Origin of the sequence: Bacillus sp. EKM202B, assembly GCF_011066025.1 — a bacterium.
GTDB lineage: Bacteria > Bacillota > Bacilli > Bacillales > Bacillaceae_G > Bacillus_A > Bacillus_A toyonensis.
Genome location: NZ_JAAMNK010000009.1, coordinates 1 through 17,685, shown reverse-complemented (window position 1 = coordinate 17,685; position 17,685 = coordinate 1). Strand labels below are relative to the sequence as shown.

General features: G+C 36.0%; 16 protein-coding genes and 1 pseudogene. 12 read left to right on the top strand and 5 right to left on the bottom strand.

Annotated elements, in window-relative coordinates; translation table 11 throughout:
• Nucleotides 1–217 precede the first annotated feature (217 nt).
• From fumA to truA, 5 genes are all read left to right on the top strand, one after another.
• Nucleotides 218–1,738 carry a class I fumarate hydratase gene (gene fumA / locus G9F74_RS13345; protein WP_080119633.1) on the top strand — a complete coding sequence of 507 codons (1,521 nt, stop codon included), beginning with the start codon at nt 218–220 and terminating at the stop codon, nt 1,736–1,738.
• A gap of 126 nt (nt 1,739–1,864) precedes the next feature.
• Nucleotides 1,865–2,647 (top strand): delta-lactam-biosynthetic de-N-acetylase, encoded by a 783-nt coding sequence (gene pdaA / locus G9F74_RS13340; RefSeq protein ID WP_016107470.1) that lies wholly within the window; start codon nt 1,865–1,867, stop codon nt 2,645–2,647.
• Between the two features lie 59 nt (nt 2,648–2,706).
• Nucleotides 2,707–3,570, top strand: a complete 864-nt coding sequence (locus G9F74_RS13335; RefSeq protein WP_000269448.1) for a DNA-3-methyladenine glycosylase family protein — start codon at nt 2,707–2,709, stop codon at nt 3,568–3,570.
• Between the two features lie 10 nt (nt 3,571–3,580).
• Nucleotides 3,581–4,960 carry a 23S rRNA (uracil(1939)-C(5))-methyltransferase RlmD gene (gene rlmD / locus G9F74_RS13330; RefSeq protein WP_000615220.1) on the top strand — a complete coding sequence of 460 codons (1,380 nt, stop codon included), beginning with the start codon at nt 3,581–3,583 and terminating at the stop codon, nt 4,958–4,960.
• 56 nt (nt 4,961–5,016) lie between these two features.
• Nucleotides 5,017–5,754, top strand: coding sequence for a tRNA pseudouridine(38-40) synthase TruA (gene truA / locus G9F74_RS13325; RefSeq protein ID WP_000553125.1), 738 nt, complete (start codon nt 5,017–5,019; stop codon nt 5,752–5,754).
• Nucleotides 5,755–5,805: 51 nt separating this feature from the next.
• On the opposite strand, the gene G9F74_RS13320 is transcribed toward truA, so the two are convergent.
• Both G9F74_RS13320 and G9F74_RS13315 read right to left on the bottom strand, forming a co-directional pair.
• The gene (locus G9F74_RS13320; protein WP_016107471.1) at nt 5,806–6,009 is read right to left on the bottom strand and encodes a hypothetical protein; all 204 of its coding nucleotides are present in this window, start codon (nt 6,007–6,009) and stop codon (nt 5,806–5,808) included.
• An 81-nt stretch (nt 6,010–6,090) separates the two neighbouring features.
• Entirely contained in the window at nt 6,091–7,494 is a 1,404-nt protein-coding gene (locus G9F74_RS13315; RefSeq protein ID WP_016107472.1) for a sigma-54 interaction domain-containing protein, read from the bottom strand.
• A 301-nt stretch (nt 7,495–7,795) separates the two neighbouring features.
• On the opposite strand from G9F74_RS13315, the gene G9F74_RS13310 reads away from it, so the two are divergent.
• The 3 genes from G9F74_RS13310 to G9F74_RS13300 all read left to right on the top strand — a co-directional run bounded on the left by G9F74_RS13310 (nt 7,796) and on the right by G9F74_RS13300 (nt 11,078).
• Complete coding sequence (locus tag G9F74_RS13310) at nt 7,796–8,050, top strand: biotin/lipoyl attachment domain-containing protein (RefSeq protein WP_000859494.1); 255 nt, start codon at nt 7,796–7,798, stop codon at nt 8,048–8,050.
• Between the two features lie 106 nt (nt 8,051–8,156).
• The gene (locus G9F74_RS13305; RefSeq protein WP_033662946.1) at nt 8,157–9,596 is read left to right on the top strand and encodes an amino acid permease; all 1,440 of its coding nucleotides are present in this window, start codon (nt 8,157–8,159) and stop codon (nt 9,594–9,596) included.
• Nucleotides 9,597–9,755: 159 nt separating this feature from the next.
• Nucleotides 9,756–11,078 carry an acetylornithine deacetylase gene (locus G9F74_RS13300; RefSeq protein WP_002037899.1) on the top strand — a complete coding sequence of 441 codons (1,323 nt, stop codon included), beginning with the start codon at nt 9,756–9,758 and terminating at the stop codon, nt 11,076–11,078.
• A gap of 256 nt (nt 11,079–11,334) precedes the next feature.
• Here the strand turns inward: G9F74_RS13300 and G9F74_RS13295 are convergent, their stop codons facing one another.
• Entirely contained in the window at nt 11,335–11,988 is a 654-nt protein-coding gene (locus G9F74_RS13295) for a DUF1232 domain-containing protein (protein ID WP_001123713.1), read from the bottom strand.
• Nucleotides 11,989–12,117: 129 nt separating this feature from the next.
• Here G9F74_RS13295 and ytaF point away from each other — a divergent pair, with 129 nt between their 5' ends.
• Nucleotides 12,118–12,729, top strand: coding sequence for a sporulation membrane protein YtaF (ytaF, locus tag G9F74_RS13290; protein ID WP_000100716.1), 612 nt, complete (start codon nt 12,118–12,120; stop codon nt 12,727–12,729).
• Between the two features lie 113 nt (nt 12,730–12,842).
• Here the strand turns inward: ytaF and G9F74_RS13285 are convergent, their stop codons facing one another.
• Both G9F74_RS13285 and glsA read right to left on the bottom strand, forming a co-directional pair.
• A complete protein-coding gene (locus G9F74_RS13285; RefSeq protein WP_000766598.1) occupies nt 12,843–13,184 on the bottom strand; it encodes a DUF3969 family protein in 342 nt (113 codons plus the stop codon).
• A 170-nt stretch (nt 13,185–13,354) separates the two neighbouring features.
• Nucleotides 13,355–14,284 carry a glutaminase A gene (gene glsA / locus G9F74_RS13280; protein WP_001149858.1) on the bottom strand — a complete coding sequence of 310 codons (930 nt, stop codon included), beginning with the start codon at nt 14,282–14,284 and terminating at the stop codon, nt 13,355–13,357.
• Between the two features lie 69 nt (nt 14,285–14,353).
• Between glsA and G9F74_RS30425 the strand changes: the two are divergent.
• The 3 genes and pseudogenes from G9F74_RS30425 to G9F74_RS13270 all read left to right on the top strand — a co-directional run bounded on the left by G9F74_RS30425 (nt 14,354) and on the right by G9F74_RS13270 (nt 17,598).
• Nucleotides 14,354–14,467 (top strand): annotated as a pseudogene (locus tag G9F74_RS30425) (transcriptional regulator).
• Nucleotides 14,468–14,608: 141 nt separating this feature from the next.
• Nucleotides 14,609–16,111 (top strand): N-acetylglucosamine-specific PTS transporter subunit IIBC, encoded by a 1,503-nt coding sequence (gene nagE, locus G9F74_RS13275; protein ID WP_016107473.1) that lies wholly within the window; start codon nt 14,609–14,611, stop codon nt 16,109–16,111.
• 242 nt (nt 16,112–16,353) lie between these two features.
• Nucleotides 16,354–17,598: a serine hydrolase domain-containing protein gene (locus G9F74_RS13270; RefSeq protein WP_000371825.1), complete on the top strand. Its 1,245-nt coding sequence runs from the start codon at nt 16,354–16,356 to the stop codon at nt 17,596–17,598.
• The last annotated feature ends 87 nt before the right edge of the window (nt 17,599–17,685 follow it).

The following is a 17,685-nucleotide window of genomic DNA, read 5'->3' as shown; positions in this document are numbered from 1 at the left end:
TCAGTGGGGAAGTTTATTCCCCACTGATTATTAGCCTTCACCAATCGGGCGTTTACGGGCAGTAGGGCTCCAACCTAACTTCTTTGCTCTAGTCAAATTTCGAGGTGGGAGTCTTACTGCCCGTTCATGCGGGATAAATAAAGGGCTGAAGAGTATAACGATGGAATTTTCATCTCGTAACGTTTTGGTAGCGTTCACAATTGAGGGGGAAGTAACAATGGAAAAGCTTCAAGAAAGCATGTATCAACTAGTTGTTGAAACGTCAACGAACTTACCGAAAGATGTTCGTCGTGCGATTCAACAAGCGAAAGAGCGAGAAAACGCAGGGACTCGTTCAGCGATGGCACTTGGCACAATTACGAATAACATTAAAATGGCAGATGATAACATCTCGCCGATTTGCCAAGATACAGGGATGCCAACTTTTAAAATTTATACACCAGTTGGTGTGAATCAATTAAAACTGAAGGAAGCTATCTATAGTGCGCTTGAGCGGGCGACAAAAGATGGTAAACTTCGTCCCAACTCTGTTGATTCTCTTTTTGGAGACAATAGTGGAAACAATTTAGGACCAGGTACACCAGTTATTAAGTTTGAGCAATGGGAAAAAGATTATATTGATGCACGTTTAATTTTAAAGGGCGGCGGTTGTGAGAATAAAAATATTCAATATAGCTTACCGTGTGAATTAGAAGGACTTGGACGCGCAGGCCGTGATTTAGAAGGAATTCGTAAATGCCTTCTTCATGCTGTATATCAAGCACAAGGTCAAGGATGTAGTGCAGGTGTAATTGGTGTTGGTATCGGGGGAGACCGAACATCAGGTTACGAATTAGCGAAAAATCAATTATTCCGTACATTAGATGACATCAATCCTGTACCAGAGTTACAAAAACTTGAAGAATACGTATTAGAAAATGCGAATAAGCTTGGCATTGGTACGATGGGATTCGGCGGAGAAACAACTTTACTTGGTTGTAAAATTGGCGTATATAATCGCCTGCCAGCTAGCTTCTACGTATCTGTTGCGTATAATTGTTGGGCATATCGCCGCCTTGGTGTAAAAATCCATCCTGAAACAGGAGAAATTATGGATTGGCTATATCAAGAAGGCGACGATACACTGGAGCAAGAAGTGCAAGAAAAAACAGAGCAACGTGAAATTGTATTGCAAGCGCCAATTACAGAAGAGCAAATTCGTGAACTTCGCGTTGGTGATGTTGTAACAATTAATGGCATGATGTATACAGGTCGTGATGCAATCCATAAACATTTAATGGATAACGATTGTCCAGTAGACTTAAATGGACAAGTTATTTATCACTGTGGTCCAGTTGTAGTGAAAGACGAGAATGACAATTGGCAAATTAAAGCAGCAGGACCAACGACAAGTATTCGTGAAGAGCCATACCAAGGGGATATTATGAAGAAATTTGGTATTCGTGCTGTAATTGGTAAAGGCGGCATGGGTACAAAAACATTAGCAGCATTAGAAGAACACGGCGGCGTGTACTTAAACGCAATTGGCGGTGCTGCGCAATATTATGCGGAATGTATTAAAGAAGTGAAAGATGTTGATTTCTTACAATTTGGTATTCCAGAAGCAATGTGGCATTTACGAATTGAAGGTTTTAAAGCCGTTGTAACGATGGACTCTCATGGCAATAGTTTGCATGCCGATGTTGATAAAACATCGCTTGAAAAATTAGCGAGCTTTAAAGAGCCAGTATTTAAGTAAACAAAAATGCACCTCGAATAATTCGAGGTGCATTTTTTTGGTATATATAGAAAAACATGTTCAGCATGAAAGAAAGCAGGGAAACAGAAACTACAGGTACGATTATATATGGAAAGGAGACTATTTATGAAATATAAATGGTTATATATAGGTCTCATTTTTTCAATTATGATGGCACTTGTTCCAGTTTCAACATTGGCTTATACAAACACTCCACATAACTGGGGAATTCCGCGTCCTAAAAATGAAACAGTACCAGATGCAGGGAAACTTTATACAGAATTGCTACAAAAAAATGGCGGATTTTATTTAGGGGATACGAAGAAAAAAGATATTTATTTAACATTTGATAATGGATATGAAAATGGTTATACAGGACAGATTTTAGATGTATTAAAAGAGAAGAAGGTACCAGCCACGTTCTTTGTAACAGGGCATTATATTAAAAACCAAAAAGATTTGTTGTTACGAATGAAAAATGAAGGGCATATTATTGGGAATCATTCTTGGAGTCACCCAGATTTTACAGCAGTAAACGATGCAAAACTTCGTGAAGAATTAACGAGTGTAACAGAGGAAATAAAAAAAGTAACAGGGCAAAAAGAAGTGAAATATGTACGTCCTCCGCGCGGCGTATTTAGTGAAAGAACATTAGCTCTTACGAAAGAAATGGGCTACTATAATGTATTTTGGTCACTTGCATTTCTTGATTGGAAAGTGGATCAGCAAAGAGGGTGGCAATATGCGCATAACAATGTAATGACGATGATTCATCCAGGATCTGTTTTATTACTTCATGCAATATCAAAAGATAATGCAGAAGCACTTGCGAAAATCATTGATGATTTGCGCGAGAAAGGGTATCATTTTAAAAGTCTAGATGACTTAGTGAAAAGCAATCAACCGTAAGCATGTATGCTTGCGGTTTTCTCATGCTATAATGATGTGTAAAAAGGATGGGGAAACGTATGTGGAGCGAACATGTTACGTTAGAGTATCCGTATCATTTTGAAGAAGTATTAAAACGTTTATCTTTTGATCCTCTCAACGTCATTCAATTAGATGAGAAAGTCATTTATGTCCCGCTTTGTATAGACGAGGAACAGGTTGTTGTTCGCTTGCAAGGGATTGGTACTGTTCAAAATCCACAGTTTTGGATTTCTAGTCAGACAGGAGATCCGGAGAAAGTCATGAAACGAATGAGGGCCATTTTTCATTGGAATGAACCGTTTCAAGATATACAAAATCATTTTTTAAACACATCATTACGTCCACTATTTGAAACATATGCTTATACTCCAATTATTTTAGAATTTGATTATTTTGCTTGTCTTCTTCGCTGTATCATTCACCAACAAATAAATTTGAAATTTGCTACTGTGCTAACAGAACAATTTGTGAAACGGTATGGAACAGAGAAGAACGGTGTATTCTTTTTCCCCACTCCGGAAATAGTAGCAAATATTTCAATAGAAGAATTGAGAGAGCAGAAGTTTAGTCAGCGAAAGGCTGAATATATAGTAGGATTAGCAGAACGTATTGCCCGTGGTACATTAGATTTAGCGAGTATAGAAACTGGGACGGAAGAAGAAGTTTCAGCACAATTGTTGCCAATTAGGGGAATTGGTGCATGGACAGTGCAAAACTTTTTAATGTTTGGGCTTGGGCGGAAAAATATGTTTCCGAAAGCGGACATTGGGATTCAGCGTGCAGTGCAAGGTGTATTTCAATTAGATGATAAACCTGATGATGCATTTTTAGAAAACGTGAAACAAGAGTGTGAACCATACTGCAGTTATGCAGCGTTATATTTATGGAAAAGTATAGAGTAGAGGTGTAATCATGATACAAAAGCAACATGAGAGTAAGTTGGAAGTTGGTCAAACGTTTCCTGTGACAATTAAACGTCTTGGGATTAACGGAGAAGGCGTTGGTTATTTTAAGAGACAAGTTGTTTTCATTCCAGGGGCATTACCAGGAGAAGAAGTCGTTGCTGAGACAACGAAAATTCAGCGTGGCTTCGCTGAAGCGAAAGTGAAAAAGGTTCGTAAAGCTTCACCACATCGTGTGAAAGCGCCATGTCCAGTATATGAGGAGTGCGGTGGCTGTCAGCTACAACATTTAGATTATAAAGAACAATTAAATCAAAAACGTGATATCGTTGTACAAGCATTTGAGAAGTACATGAATAACACTTTGGAAGAGAAAATTCGTCCGACGCTTGGCATGGAAAATCCATGGCATTATCGTAATAAGAGTCAATTACAAGTGGGGCGCAAAGATGAGAAGGTTATTACAGGGTTATATAAGCAAAACTCACATCAGTTAATTGATATTGCCCATTGTATGATTCAACATAAAGCAACGAATGAAGCGACAAAAGTTGTAAGACGTATATTAGAAAAATTAAATGTTTCTATTTACAATGAGAAAAAACAAAAAGGTTTAGTACGCACAATTGTAACACGTACTGCAGTTCAAACAGGGGAAGTACAAGTTACACTTATTACAACAAAAGAAGAACTGCCAAATAAAGAACAATTTATTGCAGAAGTACAAAAACAGATGCCAGCTGTTAAATCAATTATGCAAAACGTAAACTGGCGTAAAACATCTGTTATTTTTGGCGACAAAACATTTAAATTAGCTGGAAAAGAAGTAATTCAAGAAACACTTGGTGATTTATCATTTGAATTATCAGCACGTGCATTCTTCCAACTGAATCCAGAGCAAACGGTTGTTTTATATGATGAAGCGAAAAAAGCAGCTGCTTTAACAGGGAATGAGAAAATTGTAGATGCGTACTGTGGTGTTGGTACAATTGGTCTTTGGCTTGCGAATGATGCAGCGGAAGTACGTGGTATGGATGTAATTCCAGAAGCGATTGCAGATGCAAGAAAAAATGCGAAACGTCACGGATTTACAAACACGAAGTATGAAGCAGGTAAAGCTGAACAATGGTTACCAAAGTGGGTAAAAGAAGGATGGCGCCCAGATGTAATTGTTGTCGATCCACCACGTACAGGTTGCGATGATAAATTATTGGAAACAATTTTAAAAGTACAGCCGAAACGAGTTGTGTACGTATCTTGTAATCCTTCATCGTTAGCACGTGATGTGAATGCATTAATGAAGAGTTATGAAGTGGAATATGTGCAGCCAGTTGATATGTTCCCGCATACAGCTCATGTAGAAAATGTAGTAAGACTTGTTAAAAAATAAAGTTTATTCATATTCCCTCACGATATGAGGGAATATTTTCTATGAAGGAGAATACTATGCACAATTATAAATTAACGATTCAGTATGACGGTGCGCGTTATAAAGGGTGGCAACGTCTCGGTAATAATGATAATACGATTCAAGGGAAAATTGAGAGTGTCATATCTGAAATGGTCGGGAAAGAAATTGAAATTATCGGCTGTAGTAGAACGGATGCTGGTGTACACGCTTTGAATCAAGTGGCTAACTTTAAGAGTGATGAGAAGTTAGTGGAACATAAAGTGAAAAAGTATTTAAATCAATATTTACCAAATGATATTAGTATTACAAATGTAGAAGAAGTGCCAGATCGTTTCCATGCTCGTTACAACTCTAAGGCGAAAACATATCTTTATAAAATTTGGAATGAAGAGCATACGAACCCATTTATGCGTAAACACAGCATGCACGTGAATAAAAAATTAAATGTGGAAAGCATGAAAAAAGCTGCGAAACATTTAGTTGGTTCACATGATTTTACTGCTTTTTCAAATGCAAAGTCTAAGAAAAAGTCTATGGTTCGAGAAGTATATATGCTTGAGGTTTCTGAAGAGGCAGGATTTGTACAAATTAGAGTAAGTGGTAACGGCTTCCTTCATAATATGGTGCGAAAAATTGTTGGAGCATTAATTGAAGTTGGATTAGGACAACTAGATGCTGACGCAATTCCAAATATTTTAGAAGAAAAGCAGCGCAATCAAATTAATTGTCTTGCTGAGGCAAGTGGTTTGTATTTGGAGAGTGTTGAGTTTTAATAATCAGTAAAAAATCGAGCTGTGTAGGCTCGATTTTTTTATGTTTTGCTGTTAAGAAGATTTCTCTTTCTTAATACGTATTTTCAAATTCCAAAAAGCAGCAAGCATAATAGCTGCAAAGGAGCCGAAAATTGTTCCTAATAGCTTTGCATAAGGAGAGCTGCTTACATCGGCATTAATGAATAACATCATACAGAGCATGGTAGGGAAAAAGTATAAGTATTGTATTAACTTTAATTTTTTATCATTACTCATATATATCGCCCCTTTCTAGCATGTTATATGTTTAGTGCAACATATTTTACCAATTTTTCCGCGATTGGAGAAAGGTTCATTTCATATTTGTAAATGAAGTTTTTTAATTCGATATTGTAAGTTTTGTCTACTCAATCCTAAAAATTTTGCTGCTTGTGAGATATTACCATTATTCTTTTTAAGAATTTGAGTGATGTAGTTCTTTTCTATTTCTTCTATCGTGTGCTTTAAAGTTTTAGGTGTATCAGTATTGTAATTAGTTAGTGAAGGTTGCATATTGAATTCTTTTTTTATTCGTTCGCGAAAGCGAGTGGGTATATGAAACACTGTAATGATATTTTCATCTTCTATTAAGTTCATTGAACCTTCAATTATATGTTCCAATTCTCGTACGTTTCCGGGCCAATCGTATACATAAAAGAATTCTCTTACATGTACATCTACATCCGTTACGCCGAGCCCGAATTGAATATTGTACTTTTCGATAAAGTGCTGAACAAGAGCTGGAATATCTTCTTTTCGTTCCCGTAAAGGTGGAAGACATAAAGTAACGACGCTTAATCGGTAATATAAATCTTCTCTTAACCGATTGTGTGCAATAGCTTCAAGAGGATCTTCATTAATAGTTGCTATAATACGAACATCAATTTCTTTTTCTTGTGCACCTCCGATTCTTCGTATTGTTTTTTCTTGTATAGCCCGTAGTAACTTAGCTTGAAGCGTTGGGCTTAATGAGTTGATTTCATCTAACAACAAAGTCCCGCCATTTGCTTCTTCAAATAAACCAGATTTATCTATTGCTCCTGTAAAGGCACCTCGATTCGTACCAAATAATAAGCTTTCCATTAGGGTATCAGGTATAGCTGCACAATTTTGTGAAATAAACGGTTTTGTTGAACGCTGACTTTCATTATGTATACTTTGTGCAAATAGTTCTTTGCCAGTCCCTGTTTCTCCTACAAGAAGTATAGATGAGGATGTACGAATTACCCTCTTTCCTTCTGCAATGATTGATTGAATGGCTCCAGAATCACCAATTATGTGGTCAAAGGTGAATTTAGTATTTTGTTTTCGAGAAGGGCTCATTTTTATTGGTTGCTTTAAGTGACTAATCTCTTTTGAAATTTCAATAGCACCTTTAATTTTTCCATTTTCTATTATAGGGAAAGTATCGTTAATCGTCGTAATTTCTTGTCCTTTATTGTTAAAATACGTTTGTTTTATATTTTTTTTTGTTTTTCCAAATTTTAATGCCTCTATAAGAGTACTATTTTTATTTTCTTCAAATGCAAATACCTCTAAGGGACTTTTATATAGCACATCTAAGCGGTCCATTGATTCAATTTCCATCATTTTGCGGTTATAGATAATCGTTTTACTTTCCTCATTAATAATATGAATCCCGATATCGAGTTCATTGAGTAAAGCTTCATATAGCGCATTCATTTCAATAATTTGTTTAAAATTAATTTCTTCTGTATGCATGTATCATCTTCTCCTCGTTTCACCCTATGAAGACTGACTTTTTATAATTTTATTAAAATTCTCATAAAATCGCAAAATTTTTTTGCTATTTTCTTTCAAAACTTTTTAAATGATAGAAAAATTTTGCGGTTATGTAGATTTTTTTGTACGAAATCTTAATTTTTATATAGATATTGAGGTTGGTACGTATCTTGCATAAATAATAATTGAAATCTTTAAATGGAAGGAGTGGATGAATTAGAACTTTTCATAGGGTATGCGACATTTCAGTGCAAATTAATTAAGGGGAGGAATTTATTAAGTGAAGACGGTTATAGAAGGCGTGTATAGTCCTTGTTACGGGAAAGTAGAGAAATTATTTGTTACTGAAAGTTCTTACGTATATGAGTGGGAGAAATTAGCGTTAATTGAAACGATAGATAAACAGAAAGTAGAAATTAAGGTAGGCATCAGTGGTTATATCGAATCTTTAGAAGTGGTAGAAGGACAAGCTATCGCTGATCAAAAACTATTAATAACAGTAAGGGATGACCTTTTAATAACAGGTAGTGATTAATATAAGTGATATGTATTTTGCACTTTTTAATAATTAATTTTACGATGAAGAATTTTAAAATCGCTTACAATAAATGGGTTTTAAAAAATGAAAAGGGGGGATTTATGTGATGGATCAAAGCCAAGGATTAAAAAGGGAATTGAAAAGTCGGCACATATTTATGATTGCACTCGGAGGGGTTATTGGTACGGGTCTTTTTTTAGGATCTGGTTATACAATTCATGAAGCTGGACCTGGTGGAGCGATTGTAGCGTATCTTGTTGGCGGGTTTGTTATGTATTTAACGATGCTCTGTCTAGGAGAGTTAGCGGTTGCAATGCCTGATGCAGGATCTTATCAAACGTATGCAACAAAGCACATTTCGCCTGCAGCGGGTTATGTAGTCGGCTGGATGTCGTGGCTAAACTGGTCTGCTACGATAGGCATTGAATTAATTGCAGTTAGTATTTTGATGAAACGCTGGTTTCCCGATGTACCGTCATGGATTTGGTGTGTAGTGTTCGCAGTACTGCTCTTTGCTATTAATGCGTTATCTTCAAGAAGTTTTGCGGAAGTTGAATTTTGGTTTGCAAGTATTAAAGTAATTACAATCATTGCATTTATTATTTTGGGCGGGGCAGCGATGTTCGGGTTTCTAGATATGAAAGGAAACGAACCAGCACCGATGTTTTCTAGTTTTACTGATTATGGAGGGTTGTTTCCAAATGGATTATCAGCAATTTTAATTACAATGATTGCAGTTAATTTTGCTTTCCAAGGAACAGAACTAGTTGGAATTGCAGCTGGTGAGAGTGAAAATCCAGAGAAAACGATCCCGAAGGCAATTAATAATACAGTTTGGCGCATACTCGTTTTCTTTGTACTATCTATTTTTATTCTTGCAGGACTATTTCCTTGGCAGCAAGCAGGCGTGATAGAAAGTCCATTTGTAGTCGTATTTGATAAAATTGGTATTCCTTATGCGGCTGATATTATAAATTTTGTTATTATTACAGCGGTATTATCGGTTGCGAATTCAGGATTATATGCAACTTCCCGTATGCTATGGTCTATGTCTAATCAAGGAATGATTAGCCCGATTTTTGGTAAGTTATCTAAAAACGGTGTTCCTATTTATGCGTTGATTGTAAGCACGATTGTAGGATGCCTCTCATTATTATCAGGTATTTATGCGGAAGATACAGTTTATTTATGGCTTCTTTCAATTGCAGGGTTCGGAGCAATATTAGTTTGGGCATCGATTGCTTTATCTAACTTATTAGCTAGAAGGACATACGTAAAGCAGGGCGGAGATATTAAGGATTTGAAATTTAAAACACCATTGTATCCATTTGTTCCACTTCTTGCGTTAGTATTAAATTTAACAGTAATTGTTGGCATGGCTTTTATTCCTGAACAAAGAATGGCTTTATATTGTGGTATTCCATTTATGATTGTTTGTTTACTGTTTTATCGCGCTACCAGAAATAAGAGAAGTAGCGTAGAACATATTGAAAAGACAAACACAACTGAATTAGAAAGTTTACCCCGCATTAACGGGCAGTAAAACTCCACTTCAAAATTCGGCTGGAGATAAACTGCCCGTAAACGCCCGATTGGTGAAGGCTAACAATCAGTGGGGGATGAACCTCCCCACTGATTATAGTTTCACTTTATAATAGTGAGTCATTTAGAGACTGTAAAATTGTAAACAGTCTCTTTTTTTGTGAAAATAAAGCTGGAAACATACTACGTATGCAAAGGGGAATTAGCGATGAATCCAGAAATTTCGCAGTTGTTAAAACAAATAGATTCAAGGAAAGAGGAATTGCTCGAACTTACAAAAACATTAATTCGTTTTGAAACACCAGCGCCACCAGCGAGAAATACAAATGAAGCACAAGAATTTGTTGCAGATTTTCTAAGAAAACGAAATTTTAGTATTGATAAATGGGATGTATATCCGAATGACCCGAACGTTGTTGGTGTAAAAAAAGGGACGGAAAGCGGGACATATAAAAGTCTTATTATTAATGGACATATGGATGTAGCTGAAGTGTCGATAGATGAGGCATGGGAAACAAATCCGTTTGAGCCGTTTATAAAAGACGACTGGTTAGTTGGAAGAGGCGCGGCAGATATGAAAGGTGGATTAGCTGGATCCTTATTTGCTATTCAGCTTTTAGAAGAAGCGGGAATTGAATTGCCGGGTGATCTAATATTTCAATCAGTAATTGGAGAAGAAGTAGGAGAAGCAGGAACACTTCAATGTTGTAAACGTGGTTATGATGCTGATTTTGCAGTCGTAGTGGATACGAGCAATTTACATATGCAAGGACAGGGGGGCGTAATTACTGGATGGATTACTGTGAAAAGCCCGCGAACGTTTCATGATGCAACACGTAGACAAATGATTCATGCCGGAGGACGTCTATTTGGAGCGAGTGCAATTGAAAAAATGATGAAAATTGTGCAAAGCTTACAAGAACTGGAGCGCCACTGGGCAGTCATGAAAACGTATGAAGGCTATCCATCGGGAACAACAACAATTAATCCAGCTGTTATTGAAGGTGGCCGGCATGCGGCGTTTATTGCTGATGAGTGCCGATTGTGGATAACAGTACACTTCTATCCAAACGAAACGCATGAACAAATAATAGAAGAAATAGAAGCGTATATAAGAAAAGTAGCAGCTGCTGATCCATGGTTAAGTGAAAATCCACCGCAATTTAAGTGGGGCGGAGAGTCGATGATTGTGGATCGTGGTGAAATTTTTCCTTCTTTAGAAGTAGATAGTGAACATGTAGCTGTAAAAACTCTTAGTGCGGTACATGAATCTATTTTATCTAAAAATGCAATTTTAGATATGTCTGCAACAGTAACGGATGGTGGGTGGTTTAGTGAATTTCATATCCCCGCCATTATTTATGGGCCAGGTACACTAGAAGAGGCCCATTCTGTAAATGAGAAAGTTGAAGTTGAACAGTTAATTGAATTTACAAAAGTAATAACGGCGTTCATATATGAATGGTGTCATACGAAAAAATAGATTTGTATATTGAAATCGTACGGGTCTGCAACTTGTACGATTTTTTAGTGAACTATTTCAGAGTTGAACTTAAACAACAGCTGAAATAGTTTTTTATCCCGCTATTCGCCGGGCGGTAAGCCCCCCACCTCAAAATTCAGGGAAAGCAAAGAAGTTAGGTGGGAGATCAACGGCCCATAAAAACCCGATTGGTGAAGGCTAATAATCAGTGGGGGATGAACAAAACCCCTACTGATTAAAGTTTTACTTTATTTTTCTATGTCTTTCGTTTTAGTTCAATTAATTTCTCTTTTGCTAATTCAACAGCAATTGCATCATCTAAATAGCCAATTGGAAAGAGATAGTCGGGGATAATGTCTGTCGATAAAATGAAATACAGTAATGCACCCCCAAGAATTGCACGTTCTTCTTTTGAAATGGTTTCATTACAAAATTGTTGATACATATCTGTTAATTGTTCAATGAAAGGGCCTGCACTATCAATCTGTTCTAACTTGCTTGAAAAACTTTCATGAATACGTTTTTCACCTTCTGTTGTTTGAGCATAGCGTTCATAAGTTTCAAGTTCTTGTTTTACGCGAGTTGTTGTGTAATCGAAGTCGAATAAGTTAGAGGATTGTAAAGTTTGCTGAATTGTATCAAGAGATGTATACATATCCGTCTTTTCTTTATTTATGTGAGGAGAATTAGGATACATTTCATCAAATAACAATTGAGGCGGAACTTGCAGACATTCTGCAAATTTTTGTAGATGTTTTTGTTTTGGTTGTTGTTTACCATTCATAATTCTTGAGATTGTTGCTGGATCAATATTTGTAAGTATTCCTAGTTGGCGCATGGATAAGGCACGTTCTTTTAAAAGCTTTTTGATTAATTTACCAAGACGATCGTTTGGGTTTTCTTTAGGCATAGTGAAGGCACCCCTTTTTATTGTTGAAAAAATGTTGAGCATTTATTACAAGTATATGAAACAGACAGGCACAGTTGCTCAACATTTTCATAATATGCATTGAGAAGTGAGAAAAAGGGGTGACTGTTTATGAGTACGGCAGGTATATTTTCAATTCTTTTAATCGGAATTGCTTCTAATTTAGATAATGCAGGTGTTGGGATTGCATATGGCATTCGTAAAATTCGTATTTCGTGGTTTAACAATTTTATCATCGCATTTTTTGGTTTTTTATTTACTTTATTAGCTGGTTTTTTGGGGAATTGGATCGCATTATTTATTTCAGAGTTTACAGCAAACCTGATTGGAGCAATTGTTTTAGGGATAATCGGAGTGTTTATTTTATGTCAGCCTTTCTTGAGTAAAAAGGACACCATAGAATCTAAAGATGGTAGTGTACTTTTGGGGATTTTACGTGATCCAGAAAAAGCAGATTTTGATGGATCGAAAACAATTAGTTTTTCTGAGGCTCTTGTTTTAGGGGTGGCATTATCTATTAATAATATTGCAGGTGGGTTTGATGCTGGAGTAACAAATTTGAATCTGTGGCTTACGGCATGTATTTCTGGGGTGTTTAGTTTCATTTGTATTAGTGGCTTTTCATATATAGGAAAACGATTTTTAGCGGAATACTTAGGGAAATGGGCGACGGTAATTGCAGGCGTATTATTAATTCTTATTGGGATAGATCAGTTGTTGTAAACATAGAAAGGCAATGTTCGAGCATTTCCTCGGAAATACTTGAATAAATTTCATATATCGACATCGGATATTTATTTCTTAATAAACATAAAAAGCACCTACAAAGGTGCTTCTTAGCGTATATCTTCAATTAATTGTTCCGATTCCTCGTGCATACTATATTCACTTAAAACTTGGATACAAAGCCATTTTAGTTCCTCAATACTATGCTCAAGTTCTTCAGGGAGTACATGATGAATATCTTCGAGTCCCATTCCGAAATGTATAAGCTCTAGTACTTGATCATCGATGTTTCGATCCATTAATAGTTCAAGTACTTCTAAATTGAATATGTATCGGTGAGCTTCGTCGAGTGAAACAACTTTTAGCTTTAAGCTTTCTACAATACTCAATATAAAAAGAACAATTGTTTTTTCAAGAACAGGTTGTTTCGCCATTTGAAATATTAGTTTCATCTTTTACACCTCCACATATAGCGCTAGGTTGTACTATACTATTCAGGAGGGGGGAGCAAATATGCATAATAAAGAGAAACTTTCAGTACTGTTTTTGTAAGGATATTGATGACCAGTAACAATGAATTTTCCGTAAAAAAATCCTGCTATATTAGCAGGATACCGCCCAATTAAAAAATGCTCCAACCTTCTTGAGCAGAAAGAAGTTCAAGAATTTTAAAACCAGCGATACTATTTCCGTTTGCATCTAAAGCTGGCCCGAAAATGCCGATACCCATCTCGCCTTTTACGCAACCGAAAATACCACCAGCTACACCGCTTTTTGCAGGGATACCAACACGAATTGCAAATTCACCAGATTCGTTATACATACCGCATGTAACCATAAATGTTTTACAGATTTTCGTAATATGTTTAGGGATAATTTGTTTTTTCTTATATGGATCATATCCGTCCATTGCAAAAATTAAGCCAATACGTGCTAAATCAATACAGTTTACTTCAACTGCACATTGACGAGTGTATAAATCCATAAGTTCCTCAATGTCACAATCGATAATTCCATTTTGTTTCATATAGTAACAAAGTGAACGATTTAAGTAAGCCGTCTCTAATTCTGAATTGGCAACTTTAGAAGAATAATTAATAGTAGGATTATCTGTTATTTCCCGTACAAAATGAAGGATACGCTCCATTTTTTCTTCGTTATCTTGTCCTGCTAACATGCTTGTGATAGCTAATGCTCCCGCATTAATCATTGGATTAAGAGGTTTAGATGGGCTTGTCGTTTCTAACTTAATAATAGAATTGAATGGGTCACCAGTTGGTTCCATTCCAACTTTAGAAAATACATATTCTTCACCGCGATCTAAAAGTGCAAGTGCAAGTGTAATTACTTTGGAAATACTTTGAAGAGTAAATAATGTCTGTGAGTTACCAGCATGGATATATTCTGTTTCTTTATGGAAAATGGCAATCCCTAAATCGTCTGGATTTGCATTTCCTAGTTCGGGGATATAAGTAGCAAGTTTTCCTTTTTTCGTATATGGTTTTACTTGTTCTAACAACTGTTGTAAGTTGTTTGTTTCAATGCACTGCATAGTACCACCGCTCCTATTTCGAATTAACTAAGTTTACTTTTCCCGATATGCTCGGAAATAAATAATAACATGAAAAAGTGGAATGATAAAACGAAAGTTACATGTTCTATAGTGGGTCTTTAGTTTAGATTATTCTGTAATAAAAGAGGAGAATTCCCCTTTTATATAACAGTTTGGAAATAGAAAACTTATCCATAAAAAGTTCGGAAATAAAAACTACACATCTATACAACTATATGTTATTATGGTTATGTAAATAGAAAGCGTTTTCTAAAGCGTACTTATAATGATAACGATTTCATAAATTTGATAGGGGGAATTAAAATGTTGCAGTTTTTACAACGTATTGGTAAAGCGCTAATGCTTCCAATTGCCGTACTACCAGCAGCAGGATTATTGCTTCGTTTAGGGCAACCAGATGTATTTGATATTCCTGTTATGGCACAGGCCGGCGCAGCGGTTTTTGATAATTTAGCACTTATTTTTGCAATTGGTATTGCAATCGGTCTTTCAGTTGATGGTAGTGGTGCAGCAGGTCTTGCAGGTGCAATTGGTTATCTGGTTATGAAAAACAGTATTGATGCACTTAGTAAGGGATATTCTACTGTAGAATTACAAGATAAATTAGGTAAAGTTCAAGATTTAATAGGTAATAGCGCAAATATAGATCCAGCTAAGCTGGCAGATACAATGACACAAGTATCTAAGGCCGCCGAATTATCGACTAAAGTGGATATGAAAGTTTTAGGTGGTATTATTGTCGGCGTTATAGCAGGATTCCTTTATAATAAATTCCATAAGATTAAACTTCCAGAATGGTTAGGTTTCTTTGCTGGAAAACGTTTCGTTCCGATTGTTACATCGGTTGTGATGCTAATATTAGGAATTCTATTCGCACAAATTTGGCCAGCAATTCAAAATGGCATCGATGCATTGGCTCATGGAATTGTTAATTTAGGTGCAGTTGGTTCAGGTCTATTTGGTTTATTAAACCGTCTATTAATTCCAATTGGCTTACACCATGTAATGAACACATACTTCTGGTTCGTATTTGGTGACTTTACAAATGCAGCAGGTAACGTTGTAAATGGTGATATTGCTCGCTTCCTTGCAGGGGATAAAACAGCAGGTATGTTTATGACTGGTTTCTTCCCAGTTATGATGTTCGGTTTACCAGCAGCATGTTTCGCAATGATTGCAGCTGCTAAACCAGAAAAACGTAAAATGGTTACAGGTATGTTAGGTGGCCTAGCATTGACTTCATTCTTAACTGGTATTACAGAACCGATTGAATTCTCATTCATGTTCCTATCACCAGTATTATATGGTATTCATGCCGTGTTAACAGGTATTTCTTTATTCGTAACAACATCACTTGGCATTCACGATGGTTTCACATTTAGTGCCGGTGCAATTGATTACTTCTTAAACTTTGGTATTGCAACGAAACCAGTATTGCTAGCGGGAATCGGTTTAATTTACGCAGTAATTTACTTTGTAGTATTCTACTTCTTAATTAAGAAGTTTGACTTGAAAACTCCTGGTCGTGAAGATGACGATGAGTTAGTTGAAGAGGGTGATGCACCAGTTGCAGGTTCAATTGGTGAAACTTACGTAGCAGCTTTAGGTGGAAAAGACAACTTAACAGTTATTGATAACTGTGCAACACGTCTACGCTTACAAGTGAAAGATGCTAGTCAAGTAAACGAAGCTGCATTAAAACGTGCGGGTGCGAAAGGTGTTATGAAATTAAGTAACACAAGTGTACAAGTTATCGTAGGTACAAATGTTGAATCTGTTGCCGATGATATGAAAAAACACGTATAAATAATTAAATAAGAGGATATCCAAAAAGACTGATAATATCAGTTTTTAGAGGATATCCTCTTTTTTTATGTTAAAAATTTAACGGGAATCTTACTTTTGTAAATTTTCTTTTTCTTTTTTGTACATATAGGTTGGTTATATGTACAGTGCGTGATAAAGTAGTGATGTTATAGAATAGATTATCCAAAATATAGGTGGAAATTAAAAGTAAATTATCGGTAAATAAGGGGAAAAAGGCAATCATGGATCAGGAAAAAAATAATGCGAATGGGAAAGCACGTCGGCCGATTGTATACATAAAAAGAACAATCATTCTCGTCTTACTATTATCACTTGTATATTTCATGTATACAAAAATTGTTGCGCTTAATAAGAAAGAGGAAACTTTAAAAGCGGCAGCAGAAATGAAAAAACAAGAAGAGCTAAAAAAGAAAGAAGAAGAAAAAAAGAAGCAAGAAGCACAAAAACAAAAAGAGCAGGAAGAACAAGTGAAGCAAGCGCAAGCTGTGGAGAAGCCTGCTGAGGGACCACCTCAAGAAATTAATGAAAATGCTCAATTGGATCAATATTTACAGAGCATGGGATTTAGTGGAACAGCTGTTATTGTGAAGAATGGGAAAGTTCTTGTGAATAAAGGATACGGCATGGCTAATAAAGAGAATCAAGTGCCGAATAATTCAGAGACGACCTTTTATATTGGTTCTATTTCAAAAGCGTTTGTAGCGACTGCTATTATGCAATTAAAAGATCAAAATAAGTTACAAGTAGAGGATACAGTTACAAAGTATATTCCAGACTTTCCTCAAGGTAATAGCATACAGTTAAAACATCTATTAACACATACATCAGGAATTCCAGAGTATGAGCAGGGGACAGAGGATATTTCTCATGAAGAATTGATCAAACGAATAGGAAAGCAAAAGCGTATTGGGAGTCCGGGAGAGAAATGGAAGTATTCTGATTCAAACTATTCTATACTTGCTTACATTGCTGAGAAGGTAAGTGGACAGTCGCTCGAAGAATATATAAAACAGCATATTTTTGCGACCGCGGGTATGAAACATTCTGGTTTTGGTACAGCGTTGGAACAAACAAGATTCCCATCAACGGGTTATAAAATAGTGAATAACAATATGACAACACCTAATATTCCGAGCATGTCACAACTATATGGTTGTGGTGATATATATACGAGCGCACATGATTTATATTTATTTAATGAAGCACTCTTCTCTGGAAAATTAATTTCAAAAGAGAGTTATAATCAAATGTTTACTGCTGTGAAAAAAGATTACGGATTTGGCTGGTATGTAGATCCAGGAAGCTATTCAAATCATGGTGTAATGCCAGGTTGGAATTGTTTAAATGGTTTTAGTAAAAATGGTAGTGTATATGTTGTTTTATTATCTAACATTCAAAATAACATTAAATCATTTGGTAAAGTGAATAACGATATTTATACGATGTTACGAAATATTGAAGTGTAAAAGACTGTCTTTTTGAAGTGCACCCCAATTGTTAGACACATAATTAACAATTGGAGGTGCATTTTTTATGGCTAAATTTTCTTCAAA